Origin of the sequence: Priestia sp. YIM B13551, from assembly GCF_042787905.1 — a bacterium.
Taxonomy (GTDB): domain Bacteria; phylum Bacillota; class Bacilli; order Bacillales; family Bacillaceae_H; genus Priestia.
The window spans coordinates 892,661-915,961 of record NZ_JBHZOX010000001.1 but is presented as its reverse complement, the minus strand read 5'-3'; the positions used below and the strand labels follow the sequence as shown (position 1 = coordinate 915,961).

The 23,301-nt window shown below is 38.2% G+C and carries 29 protein-coding genes; 21 read left to right on the top strand and 8 right to left on the bottom strand.

Annotation, left to right across the window (positions count from 1 at the left end; translation table 11 throughout):
• Nucleotides 1-116: 116 nt before the first annotated feature.
• The 3 genes from ACFX4N_RS04780 (at nucleotide 117) to ACFX4N_RS04770 (ending at nucleotide 3,219) form a co-directional block, all read left to right on the top strand.
• Nucleotides 117-860 (top strand): GTP cyclohydrolase II, encoded by a 744-nt coding sequence (locus ACFX4N_RS04780; protein ID WP_013056667.1) that lies wholly within the window; start codon nucleotides 117-119, stop codon nucleotides 858-860.
• On the top strand, nucleotides 857-1,948 hold the full coding sequence (ribD, locus tag ACFX4N_RS04775; RefSeq protein ID WP_057273027.1) for a bifunctional diaminohydroxyphosphoribosylaminopyrimidine deaminase/5-amino-6-(5-phosphoribosylamino)uracil reductase RibD: 1,092 nt from the start codon (nucleotides 857-859) through the stop codon (nucleotides 1,946-1,948). Before ACFX4N_RS04780 ends, ribD begins: the two co-directional genes overlap by 4 nt.
• A gap of 395 nt (nucleotides 1,949-2,343) precedes the next feature.
• A complete protein-coding gene (locus ACFX4N_RS04770; protein WP_029321308.1) occupies nucleotides 2,344-3,219 on the top strand; it encodes a helix-turn-helix domain-containing protein in 876 nt (291 codons plus the stop codon).
• Between the two features lie 304 nt (nucleotides 3,220-3,523).
• On the opposite strand, the gene ACFX4N_RS04765 is transcribed toward ACFX4N_RS04770, so the two are convergent.
• The gene (locus ACFX4N_RS04765) at nucleotides 3,524-3,670 is read right to left on the bottom strand and encodes a hypothetical protein (RefSeq protein ID WP_013056671.1); all 147 of its coding nucleotides are present in this window, start codon (nucleotides 3,668-3,670) and stop codon (nucleotides 3,524-3,526) included.
• Between the two features lie 12 nt (nucleotides 3,671-3,682).
• Nucleotides 3,683-3,907 carry a DUF3892 domain-containing protein gene (locus ACFX4N_RS04760; protein ID WP_013056672.1) on the bottom strand — a complete coding sequence of 75 codons (225 nt, stop codon included), beginning with the start codon at nucleotides 3,905-3,907 and terminating at the stop codon, nucleotides 3,683-3,685.
• Nucleotides 3,908-4,011: 104 nt separating this feature from the next.
• Here ACFX4N_RS04760 and ACFX4N_RS04755 point away from each other — a divergent pair, with 104 nt between their 5' ends.
• From ACFX4N_RS04755 to ACFX4N_RS04740, 4 genes are all read left to right on the top strand, one after another.
• A complete protein-coding gene (locus tag ACFX4N_RS04755) occupies nucleotides 4,012-4,692 on the top strand; it encodes a class I SAM-dependent methyltransferase (protein ID WP_029321310.1) in 681 nt (226 codons plus the stop codon).
• Between the two features lie 65 nt (nucleotides 4,693-4,757).
• Nucleotides 4,758-4,886 (top strand): YuzL family protein, encoded by a 129-nt coding sequence (locus ACFX4N_RS04750; RefSeq protein WP_013056674.1) that lies wholly within the window; start codon nucleotides 4,758-4,760, stop codon nucleotides 4,884-4,886.
• Between the two features lie 375 nt (nucleotides 4,887-5,261).
• Nucleotides 5,262-5,531 (top strand): CD3324 family protein, encoded by a 270-nt coding sequence (locus ACFX4N_RS04745; protein ID WP_013056675.1) that lies wholly within the window; start codon nucleotides 5,262-5,264, stop codon nucleotides 5,529-5,531.
• Between the two features lie 135 nt (nucleotides 5,532-5,666).
• Entirely contained in the window at nucleotides 5,667-6,311 is a 645-nt protein-coding gene (locus ACFX4N_RS04740) for a FusB/FusC family EF-G-binding protein (RefSeq protein WP_057273028.1), read from the top strand.
• A gap of 75 nt (nucleotides 6,312-6,386) precedes the next feature.
• Here ACFX4N_RS04740 and ACFX4N_RS04735 read toward each other — a convergent pair whose 3' ends face one another.
• Nucleotides 6,387-7,229, bottom strand: a complete 843-nt coding sequence (locus ACFX4N_RS04735) for a sulfurtransferase (RefSeq protein ID WP_192100711.1) — start codon at nucleotides 7,227-7,229, stop codon at nucleotides 6,387-6,389.
• Between the two features lie 245 nt (nucleotides 7,230-7,474).
• Between ACFX4N_RS04735 and ACFX4N_RS04730 the strand changes: the two genes are divergently transcribed.
• Nucleotides 7,475-8,224: a Cof-type HAD-IIB family hydrolase gene (locus tag ACFX4N_RS04730; protein WP_057273030.1), complete on the top strand. Its 750-nt coding sequence runs from the start codon at nucleotides 7,475-7,477 to the stop codon at nucleotides 8,222-8,224.
• Between the two features lie 132 nt (nucleotides 8,225-8,356).
• Nucleotides 8,357-9,052, top strand: a complete 696-nt coding sequence (locus tag ACFX4N_RS04725) for a peptidoglycan-binding protein (protein ID WP_057273031.1) — start codon at nucleotides 8,357-8,359, stop codon at nucleotides 9,050-9,052.
• A 123-nt stretch (nucleotides 9,053-9,175) separates the two neighbouring features.
• On the opposite strand, the gene ACFX4N_RS04720 is transcribed toward ACFX4N_RS04725, so the two are convergent.
• Together ACFX4N_RS04720 and ACFX4N_RS04715 are read right to left on the bottom strand one after the other, a co-directional pair.
• The gene (locus tag ACFX4N_RS04720) at nucleotides 9,176-9,340 is read right to left on the bottom strand and encodes a hypothetical protein (RefSeq protein ID WP_013056680.1); all 165 of its coding nucleotides are present in this window, start codon (nucleotides 9,338-9,340) and stop codon (nucleotides 9,176-9,178) included.
• Nucleotides 9,341-9,804: 464 nt separating this feature from the next.
• A complete protein-coding gene (locus tag ACFX4N_RS04715) occupies nucleotides 9,805-10,536 on the bottom strand; it encodes a polysaccharide deacetylase family protein (protein ID WP_057273032.1) in 732 nt (243 codons plus the stop codon).
• A 160-nt stretch (nucleotides 10,537-10,696) separates the two neighbouring features.
• Between ACFX4N_RS04715 and ACFX4N_RS04710 the strand changes: the two genes are divergently transcribed.
• The 5 genes from ACFX4N_RS04710 to ACFX4N_RS04690 all read left to right on the top strand — a co-directional run bounded on the left by ACFX4N_RS04710 (nucleotide 10,697) and on the right by ACFX4N_RS04690 (nucleotide 12,751).
• Nucleotides 10,697-11,107, top strand: coding sequence for a hypothetical protein (locus tag ACFX4N_RS04710; protein WP_029321326.1), 411 nt, complete (start codon nucleotides 10,697-10,699; stop codon nucleotides 11,105-11,107).
• A gap of 84 nt (nucleotides 11,108-11,191) precedes the next feature.
• Nucleotides 11,192-11,380: a hypothetical protein gene (locus ACFX4N_RS04705; protein WP_013056683.1), complete on the top strand. Its 189-nt coding sequence runs from the start codon at nucleotides 11,192-11,194 to the stop codon at nucleotides 11,378-11,380.
• Nucleotides 11,381-11,692: 312 nt separating this feature from the next.
• Nucleotides 11,693-11,935 (top strand): hypothetical protein, encoded by a 243-nt coding sequence (locus tag ACFX4N_RS04700; protein ID WP_029321328.1) that lies wholly within the window; start codon nucleotides 11,693-11,695, stop codon nucleotides 11,933-11,935.
• A gap of 21 nt (nucleotides 11,936-11,956) precedes the next feature.
• Nucleotides 11,957-12,208 carry a hypothetical protein gene (locus tag ACFX4N_RS04695; protein WP_034275938.1) on the top strand — a complete coding sequence of 84 codons (252 nt, stop codon included), beginning with the start codon at nucleotides 11,957-11,959 and terminating at the stop codon, nucleotides 12,206-12,208.
• A 345-nt stretch (nucleotides 12,209-12,553) separates the two neighbouring features.
• Complete coding sequence (locus ACFX4N_RS04690) at nucleotides 12,554-12,751, top strand: hypothetical protein (protein WP_029321332.1); 198 nt, start codon at nucleotides 12,554-12,556, stop codon at nucleotides 12,749-12,751.
• 10 nt (nucleotides 12,752-12,761) lie between these two features.
• Here the strand turns inward: ACFX4N_RS04690 and ACFX4N_RS04685 are convergent, their stop codons facing one another.
• The gene (locus ACFX4N_RS04685) at nucleotides 12,762-13,007 is read right to left on the bottom strand and encodes a hypothetical protein (RefSeq protein ID WP_025752024.1); all 246 of its coding nucleotides are present in this window, start codon (nucleotides 13,005-13,007) and stop codon (nucleotides 12,762-12,764) included.
• A 103-nt stretch (nucleotides 13,008-13,110) separates the two neighbouring features.
• On the opposite strand from ACFX4N_RS04685, the gene ACFX4N_RS04680 reads away from it, so the two are divergent.
• A complete protein-coding gene (locus ACFX4N_RS04680; protein WP_057273035.1) occupies nucleotides 13,111-13,827 on the top strand; it encodes a hypothetical protein in 717 nt (238 codons plus the stop codon).
• Between the two features lie 214 nt (nucleotides 13,828-14,041).
• On the opposite strand, the gene metA is transcribed toward ACFX4N_RS04680, so the two are convergent.
• Nucleotides 14,042-14,953 carry a homoserine O-acetyltransferase MetA gene (gene metA, locus ACFX4N_RS04675; protein WP_013056685.1) on the bottom strand — a complete coding sequence of 304 codons (912 nt, stop codon included), beginning with the start codon at nucleotides 14,951-14,953 and terminating at the stop codon, nucleotides 14,042-14,044.
• A 352-nt stretch (nucleotides 14,954-15,305) separates the two neighbouring features.
• Here metA and ACFX4N_RS04670 point away from each other — a divergent pair, with 352 nt between their 5' ends.
• The 6 genes from ACFX4N_RS04670 (at nucleotide 15,306) to ACFX4N_RS04645 (ending at nucleotide 22,171) form a co-directional block, all read left to right on the top strand.
• On the top strand, nucleotides 15,306-16,994 hold the full coding sequence (locus ACFX4N_RS04670) for a formate--tetrahydrofolate ligase (protein WP_328125906.1): 1,689 nt from the start codon (nucleotides 15,306-15,308) through the stop codon (nucleotides 16,992-16,994).
• A gap of 278 nt (nucleotides 16,995-17,272) precedes the next feature.
• Nucleotides 17,273-17,791 (top strand): hypothetical protein, encoded by a 519-nt coding sequence (locus ACFX4N_RS04665; protein WP_025752028.1) that lies wholly within the window; start codon nucleotides 17,273-17,275, stop codon nucleotides 17,789-17,791.
• 61 nt (nucleotides 17,792-17,852) lie between these two features.
• Entirely contained in the window at nucleotides 17,853-18,329 is a 477-nt protein-coding gene (locus ACFX4N_RS04660; RefSeq protein WP_025752029.1) for a glutathione peroxidase, read from the top strand.
• A gap of 124 nt (nucleotides 18,330-18,453) precedes the next feature.
• Nucleotides 18,454-19,107 carry an HD domain-containing protein gene (locus tag ACFX4N_RS04655; RefSeq protein WP_013056689.1) on the top strand — a complete coding sequence of 218 codons (654 nt, stop codon included), beginning with the start codon at nucleotides 18,454-18,456 and terminating at the stop codon, nucleotides 19,105-19,107.
• Nucleotides 19,088-20,983: an ABC-F family ATP-binding cassette domain-containing protein gene (locus tag ACFX4N_RS04650; RefSeq protein ID WP_013056690.1), complete on the top strand. Its 1,896-nt coding sequence runs from the start codon at nucleotides 19,088-19,090 to the stop codon at nucleotides 20,981-20,983. The genes ACFX4N_RS04655 and ACFX4N_RS04650 overlap by 20 nt, the downstream gene beginning before the upstream one ends.
• 63 nt (nucleotides 20,984-21,046) lie before the next feature.
• Nucleotides 21,047-22,171, top strand: coding sequence for a conserved virulence factor C family protein (locus ACFX4N_RS04645; protein WP_192100713.1), 1,125 nt, complete (start codon nucleotides 21,047-21,049; stop codon nucleotides 22,169-22,171).
• A 30-nt stretch (nucleotides 22,172-22,201) separates the two neighbouring features.
• Here ACFX4N_RS04645 and ACFX4N_RS04640 read toward each other — a convergent pair whose 3' ends face one another.
• The gene (locus ACFX4N_RS04640; RefSeq protein ID WP_192100714.1) at nucleotides 22,202-23,068 is read right to left on the bottom strand and encodes a polysaccharide deacetylase family protein; all 867 of its coding nucleotides are present in this window, start codon (nucleotides 23,066-23,068) and stop codon (nucleotides 22,202-22,204) included.
• Nucleotides 23,069-23,301 lie beyond the last annotated feature (233 nt).

The following is a 23,301-nucleotide window of genomic DNA, read 5'->3' as shown; positions in this document are numbered from 1 at the left end:
CAATTAAAAAAGATAAATGTAGTGAAGTGCTAGAAAAAATATTTGTTCATGTGAGAGATTGAACACAATGTGAAAATAGTAGATAAGTGAAAGACACATAAGAGGAGGAAATGACTGTGATTAACGAAAAAGTTGTTTCAATTTTAAAAGATAAAATTAACGTAGTAAAAAATGATGATCATTTTATTTATATAGTAGGACCTATCACGCTTCCGGTGAATCTAGATGGAGAGACACAAGTATTTAGTTGGTATTCATGGCTGCGTTCTGATAATGTAAAAGAAGGATCTTTAAGTACGGAAGAGCTTATTGAAAAAATGCAAGGAGCTAATTTAGCTGACATGCAGCAATCGAGTGTTCTTGTGTACGGAGATTTTCAAGAATCGCATGAGGCACTAATTCGTATGCACAGTATCTGCCATACGGGAGATATATTCGGAAGCAAACGCTGCGACTGCGGTTTTCAATTAAAACAATCTATGAAAATGATCGTCGAAAATGGAAGCGGAGCGCTATTTTATTTAGCAAATCATGAAGGACGCGGCATTGGCCTATTCAGCAAAGCAATGGCATACGTTCTTCAAGAAAACGGATTTGATACGGTAGAGGCGAATGAAGGGTTAGGATTTGAAGATGATACTCGCAGCTATAGTGATGCCATCAGCGTGTTAAAAGTGCTGCGTCAAAAACCTGTTACGCTGATTACCAATAATCCGAAAAAGCTAATCGCGCTTGAGAAAAACGGCGCACTTTTATCCGGGCGCGTTCCACTTTGGGGAGATGTATCTCAGTTTAATGAAAAGTATCTAGACACCAAAGTTAAACGTTCAGGACACTTAAAAGAGGAGGTTCTTCTTTGATCAATCACGAATTTTATATGAATATAGCTTTACAAAACGCAAAAGCAACAAAAGGACAAACAGATCCAAATCCGCTTGTAGGATCTGTCATTGTAAACGATAATCGAATCGTTGGAATCGGTACGCATTTAAAAGCGGGAGAGCCGCACGCTGAAATTCATGCGCTGCGAATGGCTGGCGAACAAGCAAAAGGAGCGACTGCTTACGTAACGCTAGAGCCTTGTTCACACCACGGACGTACAGGTCCTTGTGCTGAAGCGCTAGTTGAAGCCGGTGTAAAAAAAGTGGTCATAGCAACTTTAGACCCCAATCCTTTAGTAGCAGGTAATGGAGTTAAAATTTTAGAAAACGCAGGCATTGAGGTCATAACAGGTGTATGTGAAGAAGAGTCACGTCAAATGAATGAGGTCTTCAATAAGTATATTGTAACGAAGAAGCCGTTTGTTTCATTAAAGTCAGCGATTACGTTAGACGGTAAAATAGCAACTGCTTCTTCTCACAGCAAGTGGATTACGTCTGAGGAAGCTCGTTTGGATGTACATCAGCTGCGTCATGAAACAGCGGGTATCTTAGTAGGGGTGAACACGGTCATTAAGGACAACCCCGAGCTGACAACTCGCATTGAAGGCGGCCGCAGTCCAATTCGTATTGTGATGGATTCAAAGCTGCGCATGCCGCTTGAATCTAAGCTAGCAACAGATTCTTTAGCTCCAACGTGGGTATTTACAAGTCAGGGCTATTCAAAAGAAAAAAAAGAACAGCTCGAAAAGCAAGGCGTCGAAGTATTTGTTACAAGCGATGAGGACAAAGTAAATCTTGAAGATATGCTTTCTATACTAGGTGAGAAATTTGTGTCGTCTCTTTTAATTGAAGGAGGGGGCGAAGTGAATGCCGCATTCTTAGAGAATCGTTTAATTGATAAATTGGTGCTGTATATGGCTCCAAAGCTTTCAGGAGGAAAAGAAGCTCCTACTTTCCTAGAAGGAAAAGGCGTAGAGAAAATGTGGGACGCAGTGGACGTGGAGCGTCTTTCTGTGACGTCAATCGGCAAAGACTTTAAATTTGTTGGATATCCTGTTTATAAATAAAAATGTGAATGAGGATGGAACAAAAATATGTTAGGTGAAGGAAGATCCGAACGATAAATCGTTCGGATTTTTTGCTGTTATGGTGAACATAGGTTTCATGTATGCAGGTGCTTTTAGCGGTGTAACAAGTGATCTATATTAGCTTATTCATCCTATTTGTTCGTCTGTAGACTGGATTGATTTCGTTATGTCTCAATATTATTTTTTTGCAGGATTTTTTAGAGAAGAGAAATAATACACTATTTTACTATTATAGATTAATTTGCTATTATAGGGAATGGTCAATTTCGAAACATTGTATAAATTTTTAACGAGTTTACAGTTGACTATCTAAATAAAATCACTATATGTTTATAGAGAGAATATATTATGTGAAAGTAAGGGTGAGAAAAGAGATGAGAGAGTATAGAATTGGGAGTGTTATGAGAGACCTTCGCAAAATGGCAGGGTTGACACAACAAGAATTATCAAGAGACATTTGTACACAAGCGCAAATCAGCAAAATTGAAAACGGTGAAGAATATCCATCAAGCATTACCCTCTATAAAATTTCTAAGCGCCTTGGCGTAGATGTTAACTACTTTTTTGATAGTGTAGAATCACCTCGACTTGATTACGTAGATGCGGTTCAATCGTTAATTCGTCAATATATTCGTCAGAGAGATTATGATGCTATTCATAATATCATTGTAAAAGAAAAAGAAAGTCCCCTGTTTCAAAACCCGCTGAACAAGCAATTTTTAATGTGGCACGAAGGTATTTGCGTGTATTACATTCATCACAACAAAGAAGATGCGCTGTCTAAAATGTACCAAGCGATCGATCTTACTAAGCAATCGGCAACGTTTTATAAGGAAAGAGAAATTGAAATTTTAAATAGCATTGGGATTATTCTTTATGAAGAGAAAGAGTATGAACAGGCTCTAGATACATATCAAACAGCACTCAAAAGCTTAAATGAGCTGCCCCAAACAAAAGACGAAAATATAAAAATTAGAATTTTAAATGCACTTGCCAAAACGCTTGGAGATATGAGTAACTATGATGAATCATTAATATATAGCAACCGAGGAATCGATTTGTGCATTAGTAATGAATCAATGTATTTATTTGGAGAACTTCATTACCAAGCAGGAGAGAGCTTAATCAAATTAGGTAAAATTGAACAAGGTAAAGAATATATGGAAAAGTCTATGACCATTTTCACCCTGCAACGAAATGAGCGATTCGTCAAGCTAGTAGAAAAAGAACTTGAAGCTCTATTTGTTTAAAATATTCCTATCATTATAATTTTTGAGAAATTTCTATCAAAATGGAGGAAATCCGTGGTTTTAAGGGGATAAATGCTGATAGAAAGGAATTCATCTACTTTTATCCTGTGATACACTAGAGTCAAATCAAAGAAAGAGGAGGAAATAATTATGAAAAAAGTATTAGTCGGTATGGCATTAGCGTTTACATTAGTAGCAGGTGTTGCGTCAGTTGGAACAAGCGTAGCAACAGGAGATTTTTCAACATTAGGTCTTCCTAGCCAACATTAATAAGAAAAAGCCGTGCTAAGAAGCACGGCTTTTTTTATTGTGTTTTACTTGACTGATCTTTATTGCGTTTGTTTCCTTTTGAATTATCCCCGCTTGAAATTTCTTCACCCATTTCTACAAGATGGTGCTGCGTTTTTGGATTACTTTGATTAGCGCTTCCTTTGTTATTCTTTTTAGTCATCTTCATTCTCCTTTAAAACGATGGCAATGCATCGAGATTATTTGTTTTGTCATGATCAGGAATGCTGCGAATATACGTACCGCCATCTTTCCCTACAAAGGTACTCACATGCTCAACGTCCCCTGCTTCTACTTTCTTTAAGGCTTCTTCATAGGTTAAAACGTCTCCTGAAGCTGTTTGGAATTCTAAGAGGTCACCGTCTGCATTTTTACGTACTGCAACGAAACGTTCTTTCATACAAATAAACACCTTCCTTTACATCTATATGGTTGCTGAAATAGTCGTTTTTATTCATTGCAAAAAGTGATAAGGTAAAGAAAAGAGTACAAAGGGGATAAAAAATGACAACATTTAATTGGCATGATCAAGCTCAAGACGAGTGGAACCAAAAAGTATCATTTTGGAATAGCCGAAGTGAAGAAATGTGGAAAAACGGAAGTCGGAAAACAGTGATTCCATTTATTCAAAAACATCTTAAATCAGGTGGTATGGTGGCAGACGTGGGCTGCGGTGATGGGTTTGGAACGTCTCTTCTAGCTGCTTCTGGATATAAAGCAATCGGTCTTGATTTATCGGAAGAAATGATTCAAAAAGCATCCCAGCTGCATAAAAGTGAAAATTTGTCGTTCGCTCAAGCTGATATTATGAAGCTGCCGCTTTCTTCTGAATCAGTAGAAGGGGTTATGGTAATCAACGCCCTAGAATGGACCGAGCATCCTCGATTAGCTTTGAAGGAATTGTACCGAGTTGTAAAACCAGGAGGATATGCATGCGTAGGTATTCTTGGACCAACTGCTCAGCCTCGTACCAATAGCTTTCGACGATTATATGGTGAACACGTCATTTGCAATACGATGATGCCGTGGGAGTTTGAACAGCTTGCAAAAGAAAATGGATGGGAAGTAATCGATGGCGAAGGTGTATATAAGCGAAATGTTACTGATAAGCTGATTGGACAGCTCCCAAATGAATTAAAGCAAGCTTTAACGTTTCTATGGCTATTTATGCTCAAGAAACAATAAAAACAGCACACCTCTCCTTATATGTAGCTGTACAAAGGGTACACTACAAATTGGAGGTGAGTGACATGAGTAAAATTAAAAAAGACCGCTCAAAATCAGAGCTAGGTTCACCAAATGTAGAAGGACAAGGGACGACCACTTCTGAACAAGGTGTTCAAAGCAGTTCAGCTAACAAAAAGCAGAAGCGTTCATAACAAAAATAAAACGAACTTGCAGGGAGAACAACGAGCTCACTGCAAGTTCGTTTTATTTTTGGTGTCATCTTTATAAGTAAGAAGGTGTTGTGTGCAAGATTATAGATAGCTTATAATAAAATCTGAGCCAATAATTGTAATTTTATACAAGTTTGGTTTACAGTCGATGTAAAGTGGAGGTGTAATAAATGGTAAATAAAAGATGTTTACCAGATACTGCAGCGTCTCATGCAAAGCCTGATATTAGAAAGGCGATACTTTGCATGGGGTGGACGGTTTAGTAATAGACATCGCCTAACCGCGCATATCTCATTTCTAATATATACGGCTTTGCCCCTTATTGTATAAGCAAAACCACATAAGGAGCTGGCAGAAATGACGTATGTAAAAGCAACAAATGTTTTACCTGAAGAGCTGATTAGTGAAATTCAAAAATATATTCAAGGAGAAACCATTTATATTCCAAAGCCGCAGAAGGCAAAAAGAAAATGGGGAACTTGCTCTGGTGGAAGAAAGTTGATTGACGAGCGAAACGAACGGATTAAGAATTTCTTTGAAAAAGGAACTTCAATTGAGGAACTAGCCCGTGAATACTTTTTATCAACCGAAACCATCAAAAAAATTGTATATAAAAAGCAACGGTAGAAATCAAGCGCTGGCAACTGAATGCCCGCGCTTTTTTAGGTATAGTTTATTTCTGATTTATTTTTTACATTTCATAAAAGGAATCTGTACGGTAAAGTAAAAAGTAGCTGATTAAATGAAGAAGGAGTGAAGAACGTGGAAGCGTTTATAAGAAATGATCAATATAACTTTATCAAAAGCCAAACGCAAATCCTTATCAATGGGCATGGAACAGTAAACAATTCTGATGTGCTGCAGGCTTTAAAAGCTCTTGCAAAAGAAAAAGTATTAAATGTGTTTGATGTTCTTAGCGAGGAACAGGAAGAATTACTGCTGTCAGTTGCTGAAGTTAGAAATAAGGAGCAAGCAGAGGTGTTTTTAGAAACGATAAAGCCTTACGTGATTCCATTTAAATCTTTTACAGAAGCTGGCGTGAAAAAGTTGTTTCCAAAAGTGAAAAAGTTAAAAGTCCCTTCTGCTGATAGCATTGATCTAACGAGCATTTCCTATGTTAGCTGGATCGATAAAGGCTCAAACAGAAAGTTTATCGTAGCGCAGGAGCCGTATATCGAGAAGTTAAAAGGTATTCAAGGAACGTTTAAGCCTATCAATCAAAAAGGAATATGCACGCTTTGCCACAGCTACGAGGAAGTCGGTATGTTCACTGCTGAAATCAAAGGAACTGTTCAAGGGACATTTACACAACGAGGAAATTATATTTGTCAAGATAGCGAAGCATGTAATCAAAATTTGCTTACCTTAGAGCGGCTTCATGATTTTATGTTAAGGCTCAGCAAATAACATGCGGCTAATAAGAAGAATACAAAAAAAGAAGGTTCAGTCCCTATACTTTTGGTGAGACTGAGCCTTCTTTGTCTATCTGTTTTTCTCGATTGGATTGTCACGATAGCTAATCCAATCGCTCCAGCTGCCGGCATATAATTTTACATTTGGAAAACCTGCTGATTTTAAAGCTAAAACGTTAGGGCAAGCAGATACACCCGATCCGCAGTATACAATGATTTCAGCGTGAGAATCAATAGCAGAAAACATCTCCTTCCACTCTTTATCTGTTTTCCATAAACCTTCTGAAGTTAACACATCTTGCCAAAAAGAATGAATGGCGCCTGGAATATGTCCTGCTACAAAATCAATGGGTTCTTCTAAGCCGAGATATCTCTTTTTTTCACGAGAGTCGACAAGAACAACATTAGGGTTATGAAGATTCTCTTTTACGTATTCAACTCCTGCAAGTCCCCAATCTTGTTGAACGAAAGGTACAAAAGTTTGAGGAGAAGCTGCTGGAACGCTCTTAGTTGTTTCATATCCCGATTGTTTCCAGTTAGTAAAACCTCCATTTAAAATTTGTACGTATTCAATTCCTATATATCGCAGTAGCCACCATGCTCTTGAAGCCATCATCCCGTTTTGTTCATCATAAACGACGACTCTGGAATCAGAATTAATTCCTAAGCTGCCGAGCTTCTGAGCTAGCTTTTGAACATCGGGCAGCGGGTGTCTGCCTCCGTGGGAAGTAGCCACAGAGGACAAATCTTTTTCTAAATCCAAATAATGAGCATCCGGGAGGTGCTCATTTTGATAAGCATCTGAGCCTGCCTCAGGCTTTCCAAGGGTAAATCGGCAGTCAAGCAAAATAATGGATTGTTGGGATTGTTGCAATGCAGTATGTAATTCGCGTGGTGAAATAATAGTATTCATAATATTCACATCCTTTTACCAACATTCTAGTTGAAATAAATAAAAATAAAAAGCGTTAAATATAAATTACGGCAAAGCTATTTTATTTTCCTTCAATTATTCCCCGTAGAATAATTGACCATTTCAGCACTTATCTGATGCAGAGGGAAATGCTCCTGTGCTACAGTTGTAGTAAGAGTTACATAGTGTAAGCCAAATGTTCAGCGTAATGTTATATCTACTATTCATAAGAAGGAGAGAGAAAGATGCCAACAAATGAAAAAAAAGAATTTAAACTGATTGCACTAGATATGGATGGAACGCTGCTGAACAATCAGCAGGAAATTTCTAAAGAAAATCGTGAGGCCATTGCTAAAGCTCAAGAACAAGGTGTTCATGTGGTATTAAGTACGGGACGCTCTCTTTTAACATGCCGTGAATACGCGCAATCTCTTGAGCTGTCTTCTTACCTTATTACAGTAAACGGAAGCGAAATCTGGGATGAATCTGGACAGCTTGTAGAACGAAAGTTAATTGATGCTTCACACATTGAGAAAATGTGGAATTTAACGCAAGAGCATAAGCTTAACTTTTGGGCTGTGACTACGGATAAAGTATGGAGAGATGAATTTCCAGAAGATATTGCTTCACAGGAATGGCTGAAGTTTGGCTACGATATTCCAGATGATGCTTTACGAGAAGAAGTGCTGAAACAAATAGCAGGCATTTCAGATTTTGAAATCAGCAACTCTAGTTTAACGAATCTAGAAATTAATGCACTTGGTATTAACAAAGCAAAAGGGATTATGACGGTATGTGAACGTTTGGGCATTTCAATGGATGAAGTCATTGCAATGGGAGACAGCTTAAATGATATGGCTATGATTGAAGCGGCAGGTTGTGGAATCGCCATGGGAAATGCTCAGGAAGCTGTAAAAGAAGCAGCGGACTGGGTGACAGATACAAATGTCAATAACGGAGTAGCGAAGGCTATCAGCCACTGGGTGCTGAAATAACAGCAGCTCTACACAGCAGGCACTGTTGCACCATTTAACTACTTCCCGCATAAACTGATACTGGATGCCTCCCTTAGAGTTCGTCTTATACGTATATATAAGGAGAAGCCATCTAGTTAAGGAGTGGGGAGTATGAGCGGTTTATCATTAGACAAGCTGTTAAAAAAAGCAGAAAATAAGTTGCAGAATGTACATGAAATAGTGCAAGAAAAATCGTACGAGCTCATTAGGCAAGCATATAAAGAAAGCATATTTGTTGTGATAACTGAAGGATTTAGATCGATAGAGCAGCAGCATAAACTATATTCAAAAGGCCGAACAACACCAGGAAGTATCGTGACTAATGCTAAAGGCGGCTATTCTTATCATAATTATGGACTAGCTTTTGATATTGCGCTGCTTGATGACAACGGAGAAGTTGACTGGACCATTGATCGAAGATGGAACAAAGCGGGAGAGATAGGAAAAAGGATCGGGTTGGAATGGGGAGGAGATTGGACAAGCTTAAAAGATTACCCTCATTTTCAATATACATTCGGTTTATCTTTGTCGGAGCTTCGAAGTGGAAAAAAACCTGAGAAACAGACGGAAAAGGCTTCAAGAGTGCTAATTGAATACGGAGATCGAGGAAATCATGTACAGTTAATTCAACGTATGCTTATTCACTTAGGTTATTCTCTTTCTGGAGGAGCAGACGGTATATTCGGGTCTTCCACTCTCAAAGCGGTAAAAGCTTTTCAACAAGCACTTTATCTGCAGGTAGATGGAATAGTTGGACCGAAGACACTCGAAAAACTCTATAGCAATTTTAATAAAACTATGTTTTAAATAACTATAAAAATATGAGAACGAGAAAAGGAAGAAAAGAGATGGATGGAAATCGTCTCTTTTCTTCCTTTTCTGTAGTTATAGTAGAAAAACTGAAATTTATAAAGAAATAAAAAGGATTTTCTAAGCGTAAGAAACGTTCACGTGATCTAACTGGATAACATTGCTCAACAACACGATATCTTTATATATTTCACTTTTTACAGAGGCGTTTGAACAGTTTTGATAGTCTTTCAACAAGCGGCCAAGTTCTTTAATAAATAACAACGTCTCTTGTTCATTAATCATAGTCAAAACTCCTTGTTTAGAAATGAATCCAGGTCATTATATAGGAATTCTATCATATCTATACGCACCTGTTGACAAAAAAAGTTCGTCAATTTTTTTGTGAGAAGAAGAAATTTAGGGATATGTGGAATGCGTTCGACTCTCTCATTTTATCTATATGCAGCTTGTCTAAAAATATGAGAGTAGTTATAGTAATATTTACTCCTAATCATGCAACTTAAAACCTATTTTAGAGGTTATCCGTAAATTCCCTCTATTGTAGAGCGATGGAACAAAAAAAGAATGCCTCATTTTGTATCTTTAGTATGATAACGTTTTGAAGAAATAAGGCATATTTTTGAGTTTTAAGATGGATTTGAATTAGATCTTTTGACACGCTCTTTTTGTAGGAGGGGCATATTTACTTTCTATTAAGGGAAATCGTAAAGCTCCAACGAGTTTCTAAATCAGAAACTCGTTGGAGCTTAATTTTTTGGATAAGGGATGTGCAAAAGTTCTGGGACGGTCACAAAATGATATCCTTCTTGTTTAAGTCTAGGAATGATGGTATCCAGCGACTTTGCGGTGTTGGAAAGGTCCATGGTCCAATGGCCTCCGTCGTGCATCAAAACAATTGTTCCGGCGTGCATGTTCTTAAATACATTCTTGGTGATTTCTGCTTCTGGGATTTGCTTCCAGTCTAATGAATCAGAAGACCAGTTAATCGCATAGACATTTTCATTTGGCAGCTCGCTGATCATTTCTTGCGTTAAATTTCCATATGGAGGACGAAACAGCTGTGTTTCAAAACCGGTAATGTTTTTAATAATAGCCTGAGTTTTGGCAATTTCCCAGTGAAACTTTTCAGTCGATTCTTTTAGTAAATTGGGGTGCCAATAGGTATGAATCCCAACAGCATGACCTTCAGCTACCATTCTCTTCACCAGCTCAGGATGTTCGTGAGCTTTTGCCCCAATAAGAAAAAAGGTTGCTTTAATACCATGCTTTTTCAATTGATCCAATACATGTGGAGTAAAGCGCGGATCCGGTCCATCATCAAATGTTAGGGCGGTTTGCTTTAGGTGGTTATTACCTTGATAAAGCAAACGGTCACGCACAGCTATATTTTTTACTTGTTCCGCTTTACATAGTGCAGGAAGGGCTCCATTAAATAAGAAGCACAGTGTGAAAAGCAGTATACTAATTCTTCGTATCATGTACATGCACGCTCCTTTCTAGGACAAAGTATAACGTTATGATACCCGATTAAAAAATTTGTATGAAGCTGAATTGCCCTTTTGTTCCAAAACGTATGATATGCATGAAACAGCGCACTATAATAAACAGTTACTATTAGGTCAAGAAAGGAAAAAACAGATGAAAAAAATACTGATCGCTGTAGCATTAATCTTTTCGCTAAGTTTATCTCCCTTAGCTGAATATATTTCCTATCACGATGACTATAACGCAAGTGCAAGGTCGTATCGTTCGGGAAAGCGTTCGTTTAATAGACAGCCAAGCGTTAGACAAAATGAGCCAAGGTCTAATTTTTCAAACCGCAGAAATGGAACGGTAAATCGAGGCGTTACTCGTTCAAACCGCGGGGGATTCGCCCGTGGACTTCTGTATGGAGGGCTAGCAGGACTTTTATTTGGCGGTTTGCTTGGTCATATGGGGGCACTAGGCGGGATTTTTGGGTTATTAATTAATATTTTGGCTATTGTGCTTGTCATTAATTTAATTCTGCGCTTTTTTCGCTCTTCTCGCCGCGACAATAATTGGAGATAGGCCGTAATTGCTGTCATAAACTGATAAGAAAGCTCCATATAAATAAGAAAACGCTTTCTATAGTTAATCGAAAGGATGAAACGTATGTCAGCAAACAGACAGCGCAGCAAGTACTTGGCGTTTTGCACAGAATGCGGTCTCCCAAACAGGTTAACATTGTTTCTTTTAAGGCAGTACGTTGCGACAGACGAATATAGCGGATTTTACTGTGGAAATTGCGGAAGTCGAAATGAATTTCCAGACTCTGTCATTGAATATATTAAAGAGCTATAAAACACAATCTCTTAAAAGATTGTGTTTTATTTTTTAGTAAAACTATGTTCTAAATGCGAATTAAAGAGAAAAACATAGCTGTGTACAAAAAAGAAACGATGACTAAATACTTTTTTTAGCCAAGATAATCGAGAAATTCCCCATTTCACGCTTGCTAATTAGGGGTAGTGCAAAACGGCTTATGAGAAGAACATTTAAAATTAGTGGCTGTAGAAATGACTAACATTTGTAACTGCAGAAAATCGATTGAACCATCCTTTAAAAGAACGCATATACTACATTAAAATTTTAAAAAAACGGAGGAATGGACTAATGCCTGTTTCCGTCATTTTTAACCAAATAAATGTGGTGAGCATGGTTTCCAATTCAGTAATTGCTTCGGGACAAAATAGCCAGCCAGATTGGAATTCCCAAGGTAAATTTAACTTAGGAAACGGATTTGCTGTAAATTCAGCTATATTGGGCAGTACGAATATCATTAATGATCAGGATGTTTGTGACACGCCAATTACCCAGCCGGAAAATATTAATCCTCAACCAGTTTCTCAGTTCTAGGAAAACAGAAGACGAAAGAAGTTGAAAAAGTTGATTATAAAATTTACTAATCTTAATGTTACGTATATTTCTACTAATTCTGGTATTTTCACAGGGGAAAATACTCAATCAGATTGGCAAGTAAATTGGAAAAGTAATACGGGGTTTGGTGAAATAATCGGCTATAACAACTTTGCCTCTCAAATTGTAAATATCATTAACGATAATGACGTCGTTGATTCCTATTTTTCTGAAAATATAGATGTCAACAACGCCCCTGTTACACAAAGTTAAATGAGGAAAAACGGGTTCCGCAAATACCCGTTTAAGCACTCTATTAATTATTCTGTTAGAGTGGCGAGAATAGATTAGTAATAGAGTTAAACCATCTTTTATACAGATGGTTTTTTGCTAGCTTATTTTAGGGTGTAATCGCAGCTATTAACATAGACTAAAAGGTAATGACAGGAATACTTTTATCGTAAACGGAGTAAGTATCATAGAAAAGACGTAAAAGCTCAAATGGTTAAAGAGACATTCAATTTGAGGTAAATAGATAAGAATTTAAACATAAGATAATGTATTTTCAGTTTTATATTGAATCAGATGAAGCAAACTTCTGTCTGTGAGGTGTTGTCTATGGCTAATATTCACTATCATTCGATTAAAGTAAACAAAATTCAAAATAGTTCAGGCCTATTTTACGGCGTTAATATTCAATATAAGTGGAATCATAAAAGTCGAATTTCTGATGGTTTCGGAAAAGTAGTTGGTAATTCTAATAAAATTTTAAATAATACCACCATTGCGAAAATCCCTAAAAAGAATGATGAATAAAAACGTAGAGTCAATCCTCCTTTCTGACCTGTTCAAAAGAATCATTTACATCATCTTCACCAAGAACAAGATGTGTGTTATAGGATAGTTGATTATCATCTCCCAAAATTGTGCCGAAACCTGAATTACTGCTGCTGATCGTAGTTTCCCAATTTTGTTGCACATTCTTCCCTATAAAAACTCCTGCGTTGTTTTTAACCGCATTTACGGTGAGATCATCAAAAACGATCTGAGGAGAACGAAGATGTATTTTCATAATTCCTCCCGATACATATGAGACATTAATAGAAGTCATCTAATACACTATTATATGTTGTAGATGGGCTAAAAGTGTTAAATCAAATAAGGGGTCAAACTCTATGGATGAAAAGGTGCTGAATATACTCCAAAACATTGAAAAAAGGCTTAAAGATTTAGAAAAAAACATGAATGAACTTTCAAAAAAAACGGTCCATTCTTTTCATTTAGATATAAAGAACGTTCAAACACTAAACTTGGACGAACTGTCTTATTATTTAGAGCACATTGATGTAAAGGAACTTAGTGGAACTTTGAATATTGGTAATACTTTTCCTTCGCAAACGAATCAATATCAAGCGCCGGGAAAGAAAGGTAAAAAAACAACAAATGAATCTGATGTCAGTCGAAAATCGGGTAGTCAGAATAATAAAGAAAAGGGTCCTTCTGAAATATCAGTTAAAATTAATGAAAGAAGTGTCCCTTATACACTAACCCATACGGAAGAAATGGGGGAGCCTGATCAAGCTCTAGAATCAGCTTTTAGCATAGGTGACATCCACATTGGCACAATTGAAGATGCTTCAGCTGTGAATTTTGGCAATAACTTTCCGACAAACTTCAGAAGTCATAAAAAAGTGAGTCAAGGATTTGGCAATATTTTAGGCAACCAAAATGACATTCAGGACATCTTATCCTCTTTGGAAGAAAAAGATATATCAGAAGTATACAATGAAAGCCAAGACGGTAAGCCGCCCCAATGGCTGGACACAATGATAGAAGAACAAAAAAAGGAAATGGATGAAACAAAACTAAATGAAGATGAAAAGGGGGAATGAGCAATAGTATGTGAATGTTGGATTTCAAAAGCAGTGTTGTTGATGCTGAATTTCTGAAAGAAAGCTTTAATTGCGGAATAAAGAAGAATTAGTAATAGAAAACCTGCTTCTCTAAACGAGCAGCAGGTTTTCTATTTTATTTCTCATTTGCTGCAGTTTTAACATAAAAAAGAGCATGCGTAATTTAATTGAACACTGGGACAGATCGGTTCTTTCATTCCCACAGATATGGAGTCTCTTGGTAAACATAATAGTTCAACCAATTCATAAACAGCAGGTTGGCATGGGAACGCCATGTTTTTAAAGGGTTTTTGTCAGGATCATTGTTTGGGAAATAGTGTTCCGGAAGCTTTGGTTCTAGCCCTTTTTCTGTATCTCGAAGAAATTCTTCCTGCAGTGTTTGAACGTCGTACTCTGGATGACCTGTAACGAAAACAAACTTTTCGTCTTTAGACATAGCCATATAAACACCAGCTTCTTCAGAGTAGGAAAGAAGCTCAAGGTCAGGATGGTTTTTTACTTCATTCATGTCGACGTCGGTGTGACGAGAATGAGGAGAATAAAAGACATCATCAAATCCTCGCAGCAGCTTAATCGGTTCTTCACTCGATACAACATGTGTAAATACACCCGTGCATTTATCAGAAAGAGGTCGCTTGTCAATGCCAAAGTGATGATAAAGTCCGGCTTGAGCTCCCCAACAGATATGAAGGGTAGAAGTCACATTTGTTTTACACCAATCCATAATTTCTTGAAGTTCTTTCCAGTAGTTTACTTCTTCAAATGGTATATGTTCTACAGGTGCTCCTGTAATAATCATTCCGTCATATTTTCGTTCTTTAATTTGTTCAAACGTTTTATAAAACTGATCTAGGTGATTTTTACTCGTTGTTTTTGCTTTATGACTTGCTGTGTAAAGAAGTGTAATATGCACTTGCAGCGGTGAGTTCCCGAGTAAACGTAATAATTGCGTTTCAGCTTTTTCTTTTTCCGGCATTAAGTTTAGGATAACAATATTAAGCGGGCGAATTTCTTGGTTAACCGCGCGCACGTCGTCCATGATGAAAATTCTCTCTTTTTCTAAAATTTCTTTTGCCGGAAGATCACGTGGAATATTAATAGGCAATAAAATTCCTCCTATTCGATTTCGAAGTAATGACGCGTATAAATGTTCTTTCTCACGTGAAGATGAGGTTCAACATTTATGTACAATATACTATTATAGGAATATACAGAATATTAAGCAATTGAATTTTGAAAAAAAAAGAGCATTAATATGCGTAATGGCTAAAATGAAATGGTACAATAAGGTTAAACTGGAGCGTTGCTATGCTTTTTTAGCTTGACTGAAACTCAGTAAAATTTATAGCACAGTCGTTCCTGTATTCATTAAACTTCATATCTCCCCCAGAAAATGGATTTTATCCTTTTTTGATGAAGTGTGTAAAAAGAATTCTCAGCAGAAAAGGGGTTTTTATATGACAACTAAGAAGCAAATAAAAAGTGATTTGCAAATTGCACAAGAGGCAACGATTAAACCGATTAAAGAGATTGCCGAGCAGCTAGATATTTTAGAGGCCGAGCTAGAGCCGTACGGACATTATAAAGCCAAGCTTTCTTTGTCCGTTATGGAACGTTTACACACAAAACAAGATGGAAAAGTGATTTTAGTTACAGCTATTAATCCAACTCCAGCAGGAGAAGGGAAGTCGACAGTGACGGTTGGCTTAGCTCAGGCATTACATAGATTAGGTAAAAAAGCGATTGTCGCCATGCGTGAACCATCTCTTGGTCCGGTAATGGGAATTAAAGGAGGTGCCGCTGGCGGCGGTTATGCTCAAGTGCTTCCAATGGAGGATATTAACTTACACTTTACTGGAGACCTGCATGCCATCACAACAGCTAACAACGCGCTGGCAGCTATTTTAGATAACCATATGCATCAAGGAAATGAATTGCGTATTGATACACGTAAAATCACGTGGAAACGAGTGGTAGATTTAAACGACCGCGCGTTGCGTCAGGTCGTCATTGGATTAGGTGGTCCGATGCAAGGTGTTCCTCGAGAAGATGGATTTGATATTACGGTGGCATCAGAAATTATGGCTATTTTCTGCTTAGCGTCAGATTTACAAGACTTAAAACGTCGCTTAGCGTCTATTGTGGTAGCTTACAACATGGATAATGAGCCTGTAACGGTTGCAGACTTAGGTGCACAAGGAGCGCTTACTCTTCTTTTAAAAGACGCGATTAAACCAAACCTTGTACAGACGTTGGAACATACTCCAGCTCTCATTCACGGAGGTCCTTTTGCTAATATTGCCCACGGCTGCAATAGCGTCATTGCAACAAAAATGGCTGCAAAACTAGGCGACTATGTAGTAACAGAAGCGGGATTTGGGGCAGATTTAGGCGCAGAAAAATTCCTGAATATTAAAGCTCGTATGGCAGATATTAAACCAGAAACGGTGGTAATCGTTGCGACAATTCGCGCTCTGAAAATGCATGGAGGCGTTCCTAAAGAGCGGTTAAATGAAGAAAACATTGAGGCATTAGAAGCGGGAATTGAAAACCTTGAAAAGCATATTGAAACGATTCAAGCATTCGGCGTTCCTTATGTTGTAGCCGTGAACCGTTTTGTAACGGATTCAAAAGGCGAAGTAGAAGCGCTTATGAATTGGTGTACTTCAAAGAATGTTCCCGTTGCTTTAACAGAAGTTTGGGAAAAAGGCGGAGAAGGCGGCGTCATGCTTGCTGAAAAACTTCTTGAAGTCATGAACGAGACAGAAAGTCAATTTTCTCCTCTTTACGATGTGTCAGCTTCGATTCCAGAAAAAGTAGAAGCTATTGCTAAAACCGTATACGGAGCAAAAGGCGTAGATTTTGCTCCAAAAGCGTTAAAGCAAATACAGCAATTTGAAGCAAACGGTTGGGATCATCTGCCGATCTGTATGGCCAAAACGCAGTATTCGTTAAGTGATGATCAGACGAAGCTTGGGCGACCAACTGATTTTAAGATTACGGTAAGGGAATTCCGTCCTTCACTCGGAGCTGGGTTTCTCGTGGCGCTAACAGGTTCAATTATGACAATGCCTGGACTTCCAAAAAAACCTGCTGCGCTCAATATGGATATTGACGAGAATGGACATGCACTAGGGATTTTTTAAGAGAAGAGGCTAGGGTAAGAGTATTTTAGTTGAAGGAAAATCCGAACGATGAAGCAAGATTCTTGATGAAGAATCAAACTCGTTCGGATTTTTTCATAGTTATGGTAAAAATAAGTTTCATGGGTGTAGTGGCTTCTAGATGTAGATTGGGTGGACTTAGTTGTGTCTCAATCTCTTTCTTGTAATATAAAATAAAATAACAGGTATGTTATGAATTAATTTGGCAAGAAAGAAGAAGAGCTGACTGTTCGTATTTTATAAAAAAGGAAGTAGTTGAAATGTTTGATCCGATTGTATTTGATAATTTAAAAGTTGTTGTAGAAGGAGAGATCTATGATCTTGACTTATCTGGGCAAGTATCTGTTACGAATCGCGAAGATTTTGTAGACTTAGCTCAGTTTACTCGAACGTACCGCATTTCTTTTCAACAGCATTTTTGCTGTACCGCGTCGCTAACTTTATCAACCGACCTAGACAACATTCATGCCGAATTAACGCCTTCCCGTGTAGAAAAACCAGGGTGTACAGTTTATATTCATTTTCAGCTGAAAAAACAAAAACCGTTTGAAGAAGCTGAGTTTCAAAACATACAGGAAATGTGTGAGAGGATCTGGGGAACAACAAGAGTTGTTAAGCAGCGTATTACTCATGAAGTCGGAGGAAGCGAATACGAAAACAATATTGAGGTAACCTTTAACCGATTTATTTACGAAGACCAAGTAGGAGATTTAATCGAGATGATTGATTACATGCTGCAAACGACTGATCAGCTAAAGGTTCTTTACGACAAATCATAAGAGCGTTTCAGTTGTACTTCCGAAATAAAGTGAATTACAATAGGGAAAAGGAGGCGTTTTGATGAGCGTGTATGAATACTCGGCAAAAACAATTAAAGACGAAGACGTATCGCTATCTAACTATCAAGGTGACGTGCTGTTGATTGTGAATACAGCTAGCAAATGCGGCTTCACCCCTCAATATAAAGATTTGCAGGCGCTGTACGAAGAAGAAAAAGAAAACGGCCTAACGGTTCTAGGTTTTCCTTGCAATCAGTTCGGTGGTCAAGAGCCAGGAAGTTCAAATGATATTGAACAATTTTGCGAGTTAAACTATGGCGTTTCGTTTCCAATGTTTGCAAAAGTAGATGTAAAAGGGGAGCATGCACACCCGTTATTTACATACTTAACAGAACAAGCACCGGGTCTACTAGGTTCCAAAGGGATAAAGTGGAATTTCACAAAGTTTTTAGTGAATCGTCAAGGTGAAGTCGTGAAGCGATACGCACCTCAAACTGCACCAAAAGATATTCAAAAGGATATAAAAGAATTGCTGTAAAAGCAGGTGGATCTCCATCTGTTTTTTATTTTTCAGCGAGGATTTTCAAACGGTGATCCGCTGTCAGTGAGACGAGCGCCTTACTTTGTGCTAAAATAATGGTGGATATAATTGAGGTGAGCAAATGAATAAAATAGTGGAAACGGAAAAGTGGGTTCAAGCAAAGCTTGCGCATGACACAACGGGTCATGACTGGCAGCATATCGATCGCGTGCGTCGAAATGCAGTGCTTTTATATAAAAAAGAAGGCGGCAATCGGGAAGTTATCGAACTAGCTGCGCTTTTACACGATGTTGTAGATGATAAGCTAGTGGAAGATGTTGAAAAGGCGTACGAAGAAGTGCGGGAGTGGCTGAAGAGTCAGCAGGTAGAAGAAGAGAACTGCAAGCATATCGTTCACATTTTACAAACGATGTCATTTAAAGGCGGAAACCGTCCGGCTATGGCTACGCTTGAAGGTCAAATTGTTCAAGATGCAGATCGTTTAGATGCGATCGGTGCAATTGGTATCGCACGTACGTTTATGTACGCAGGTGCTAAAGGCACGGTTTTGTATGATGAAAACATTGCTGTACGAAGTGAGATGACGGAAGAAGAATACAGACACGGGAAATCAACGGCTATTGCACATTTTTATGAAAAGTTATTAAAGCTCACTGCGTTAATGAATACTCAAACAGCACGGTCTCTAGCGCAAGAGCGACATACATATATGAAAGAATTTTTAGTTCAATTTAAGAAAGAGTGGAATTATCATTATGAAAATGCTGACTGTTGAAAACTTAACAAAAACGTATGGAGAAAAAGAGCTGTTTCATCAACTAACATTTACCATTACGGAAAATGAGCGAATCGGCTTAATCGGTGTAAACGGAACAGGGAAATCAACGCTTCTTAAAATTATCGCAGGTTTAGAGCTCGGGGACGAAGGAGATATTGTTCATGCTAAAGACTACAGCGTGACATATTTACCGCAGCATCCGGATTTTGATGAAGACTTAACGGTTTTGGAGCAAGTTTTCAGCGGAGATACGCCTCTTCTTAACTTATTAAAAAACTATGAGCTAGCTCTGTATGCGTTAGAGCAAGACTCTGCAAACGAAAAAAATCAGCAAACATTGTATGATTTGCAGCAGAAAATGGATGCGATGAACGCGTGGGAAGCCAATTCTAACGCACAGTCGATTTTAACGAAGCTTGGAATTTCAAATATGAGTGCAAAAATCGGTGAGCTTTCAGGTGGACAGAAAAAGCGCGTCTCCATTGCGCAAAGTCTAATTCAAACACCTGATTTACTGATCTTAGATGAGCCGACTAACCACTTAGATTATGAGACCGTTAAATGGCTCGAAGAATATTTATCCAAATATCAAGGAGCCGTGCTGCTTGTTACTCATGATCGCTATTTCTTGGATGCTGTTACAAACCGAATTTTTGAATTAGACGGTGGAAATTTATATAGCTATAAAGGAAACTATGCTGCTTTTCTAGAAGGAAAAGCGATTCGAGAAGAGCAGGAAAAAGCAACTCAAGCAAAATTAAGCAACTTATACCGCAATGAATTGGCTTGGATTCGCAGAGGAGCAAAAGCGCGTACGACTAAGCAAAAAGCGCGTATTCAGCGATTTGATGAATTAGAAGGGAAAATCGATTCCTCTGAAAAAGAATCACTGGATTTAAGTTTAGCAGGCAGTCGCCTTGGGAAAAAAGTGTTTGAATTAAAAGATGTGTCTAAGACGTATGAAAATAAAATCATTCTTTCAGACTTTACGCACATCGTGAAAAAACAAGATCGAATTGGAATTGTAGGAAAAAATGGAAGCGGAAAGTCTACTCTTTTGAATATGATTGCAGGACGCATTGAGCCGGACAGCGGTGAAATTGACAGAGGACAAACGGTTAAAGTTGCTTACTATACCCAAGAAAGCGATGATATGGACTTGAATCAACGCATGCTTGATTATATTAAAGAATCGGCAGAAGTTGTGCATACGACGGATGGGAAAATGATTTCTGCCTCGCAAATGCTTGAGAGATTTCTATTTCCTTCACATACGCACGGAACACCGATTCAAAAGTTGTCCGGAGGAGAGCGCCGTCGTTTATACTTGTTGAAATTATTAATGACATCGCCGAATGTATTGCTTCTAGATGAGCCGACTAATGATTTGGATACTCAAACGCTAACGGTGCTTGAAGACTATCTCGAAGAATTTCCAGGTGTTGTTATCACCGTATCGCATGATCGCTATTTCTTAGATAAAGTAGCAGATTACTTACTAGTTTTTGAAGGAGAAGGAAACATTTCGATTTATTTTGGAGCTTATACAGATCAATTGGAAGAAGCGATGAAGAAGCAGGCAATGGTTCAGCAGGCTAAAGTGAAAGAAGAAAAGCCAAAACAGCCGGAGAAAACGAAAAAGCGTCGTTTAACGTATAAAGAACAAAAAGAATGGGAAGAAATCGAAGATAATATTGCAGCAAAAGAAGAAGAAATTGAACGCTTAACAAGTGAAATTGAACAGGTGGGCAGCGATTATACAAAAGCGCATAACCTATCGTTAGAACAAGAAAAAGCAAATGAAGAATTAAGTGCACTGCTTGATCGCTGGGCAGAGCTTTCAGAGCTGATTGAAGAAATTGAAAACGCGTAAACAAGTCGTTAGACTGAGTATAAGCCACATGCTACAATTTTAATGAGAGGAGTACGATACGACATGAACATTAAATCAATTGAGCCAACGCCAAGTCCGAATACAATGAAAATTAATTTAGACGAAGTGCTATCAGGCGGAAAAAGCAATAACTATACGGAAAAAAATGCTGAAGCAGCCCCTGAAGTTGTTCAAGACATTTTGAAAGTAGAAGGGGTAAAAGGAGTCTACCACGTAGCGGACTTCTTGGCAGTAGAGCGAAATGCCAAATATGACTGGAAGCAAATTTTGCCGCAAGTTCGTGCAGCGTTTGGTGAAGATTTGCAAAGCAACAGTGAACAGCACAAAATGATTGAGCATTTTGGTGAGGTCAATGTGTCAGTTCAAATGTTCAAAAATGTACCGATGCAAGTCAAGCTAACGGACGGAAATGAAGAAAAGCGCTTTGGTCTGCCCGAGCGATTTGCAAAAGCGGTAGCAGAACTTCAACGTTTTTCAGATAATGTGGTATTAGAACGGAAATGGAAAGAACAAGGCGTTCGTTATGGAGAGTTATCGGCTATCGGAGACGAAGTAGTGGAAGAGTTAGCAGCAGCATATCCGCAAGAAAGATTAACTCGCCTTGTGTCTAATGCACAAGAAGAAAAAGAAGGCGGAAAAGTTGTACAGTCGCGTAAAACCTATAAAGTTACAGAAGAAATGCTAGAAGACAACGATTGGTCAGTGCGCTATGCCCATTTAGAACAAATGGATCCAACAGAAGCTGATTTAGACGTTTTAAATAAAGCGCTTGATGATGAAAAAGCATCTATTCGCCGCTTAGCTACGGTCTACTTAGGAATGATTGAATCAAAAGCGGTACTGCCTTATTTATACAAAGCATTAAAAGATAAATCAGTCACTGTGCGCCGTACTGCTGGAGACTGCATGTCAGATTTAGGTTTTGAAGAAGGTATTCCGGCAATGTGTGAAGCTCTTGGTGATAAAAACAAGCTTGTTCGCTGGCGTGCAGCTATGTATTTATACGAGGTAGGGGACGAGACGGCTCTTCCTGCATTAAAAGCAGCAGAGAATGATAAAGAATTTGAGGTAGATTTACAAATCAAGCTAGCAATTGAACGTATCGAAGGCGGAGAAGAAGCAAAAGGTTCTGTTTGGAAACAAATGACGGAAAGCAGAAAAGCATAAAAAAAGATCATTCACTTGAATGATCTTTTTTTACGACTGTTTTGCAGCGGGAGTTGGAAACTGCATAGGCTGCATAGTGTTATCAATTTTAATAGGCTGATAGCCCGACTGCTTTAAGTAAGTCAAAATAGCAGGAAGGGATTGTGCCGTAAAGGATTTATCATGAAATAAAATGACTGGTGTTCTTCCATTGGAGTTAACCCCTTGAATATGAGGTTCAAGGCCCTGAATAATTCTAGGTGCAGAACGAAGTGCCCAGTCTTCGCTGTCTACATTCCAGTCCCATAATTTAAAGTGGCTTAGCAACTCTGTACGGTGGGGCTCTTTTAAATAAGGAACGCTGCCGTAAGGAACGCGGATTAACTTACTGTCAACACCGGTTACTTTCTTAACTGTCGCTTGACACTCCTGCATTTCTTTTAACGCGGCGCCGTCTTCACTATACATGACATGAATATCATGAGAAACGCCGTGACAGCCGATGGCATGTCCTTCCTGTGCTACTTTTTTAGCAATTTCAGGGTGAGCGTCAATTTGATACTTTAACATAAAGAAAGTTGCTTTTACGTTATATTGACGCAAAGCATCTAAAATATGAAGGGTATCAGGTGTTGGGCCATCGTCAAACGTAAGGTAGACAGGCTGTGTAAGAGCTTGATTTTGATCGTTTAACGTATTCGCTACATACATATTACGGTGAAGTGTATTAAGCAGCTTCTCAGGCTGTGCTGAAGATGCAGCTTCTTTCAGCGGCAAAGCAGTAGATGCTAAGACTTGCTGAGATGCAGCGGGTTCACTTCCTTTGGCTTCTGTAATAAAAAACAAAGAAGCGACGATCACTAACACTAAAGACAAAAATGCATAAAATCGTTTGTTTGGCTTAAATCGTTGGTTCAATTTGAAAATCCTTTCTACTAAACTACTATTTACTACTATAGTACAAAAAATGGAATATTAATAGTAAAAATCGACATTTTTATGGAAAAAAATTAGATGATATGACCCGGTTTTAATCTTTTTTGTCAAATGAAAAATGAGAATGGGACAACGATAAGGATTTGAAGAGTGAGTAGCTAGATTTTTCCTGGTTTTTATAGTATGCTTTTAGCGTGAATGATTGTTAGGAGGAA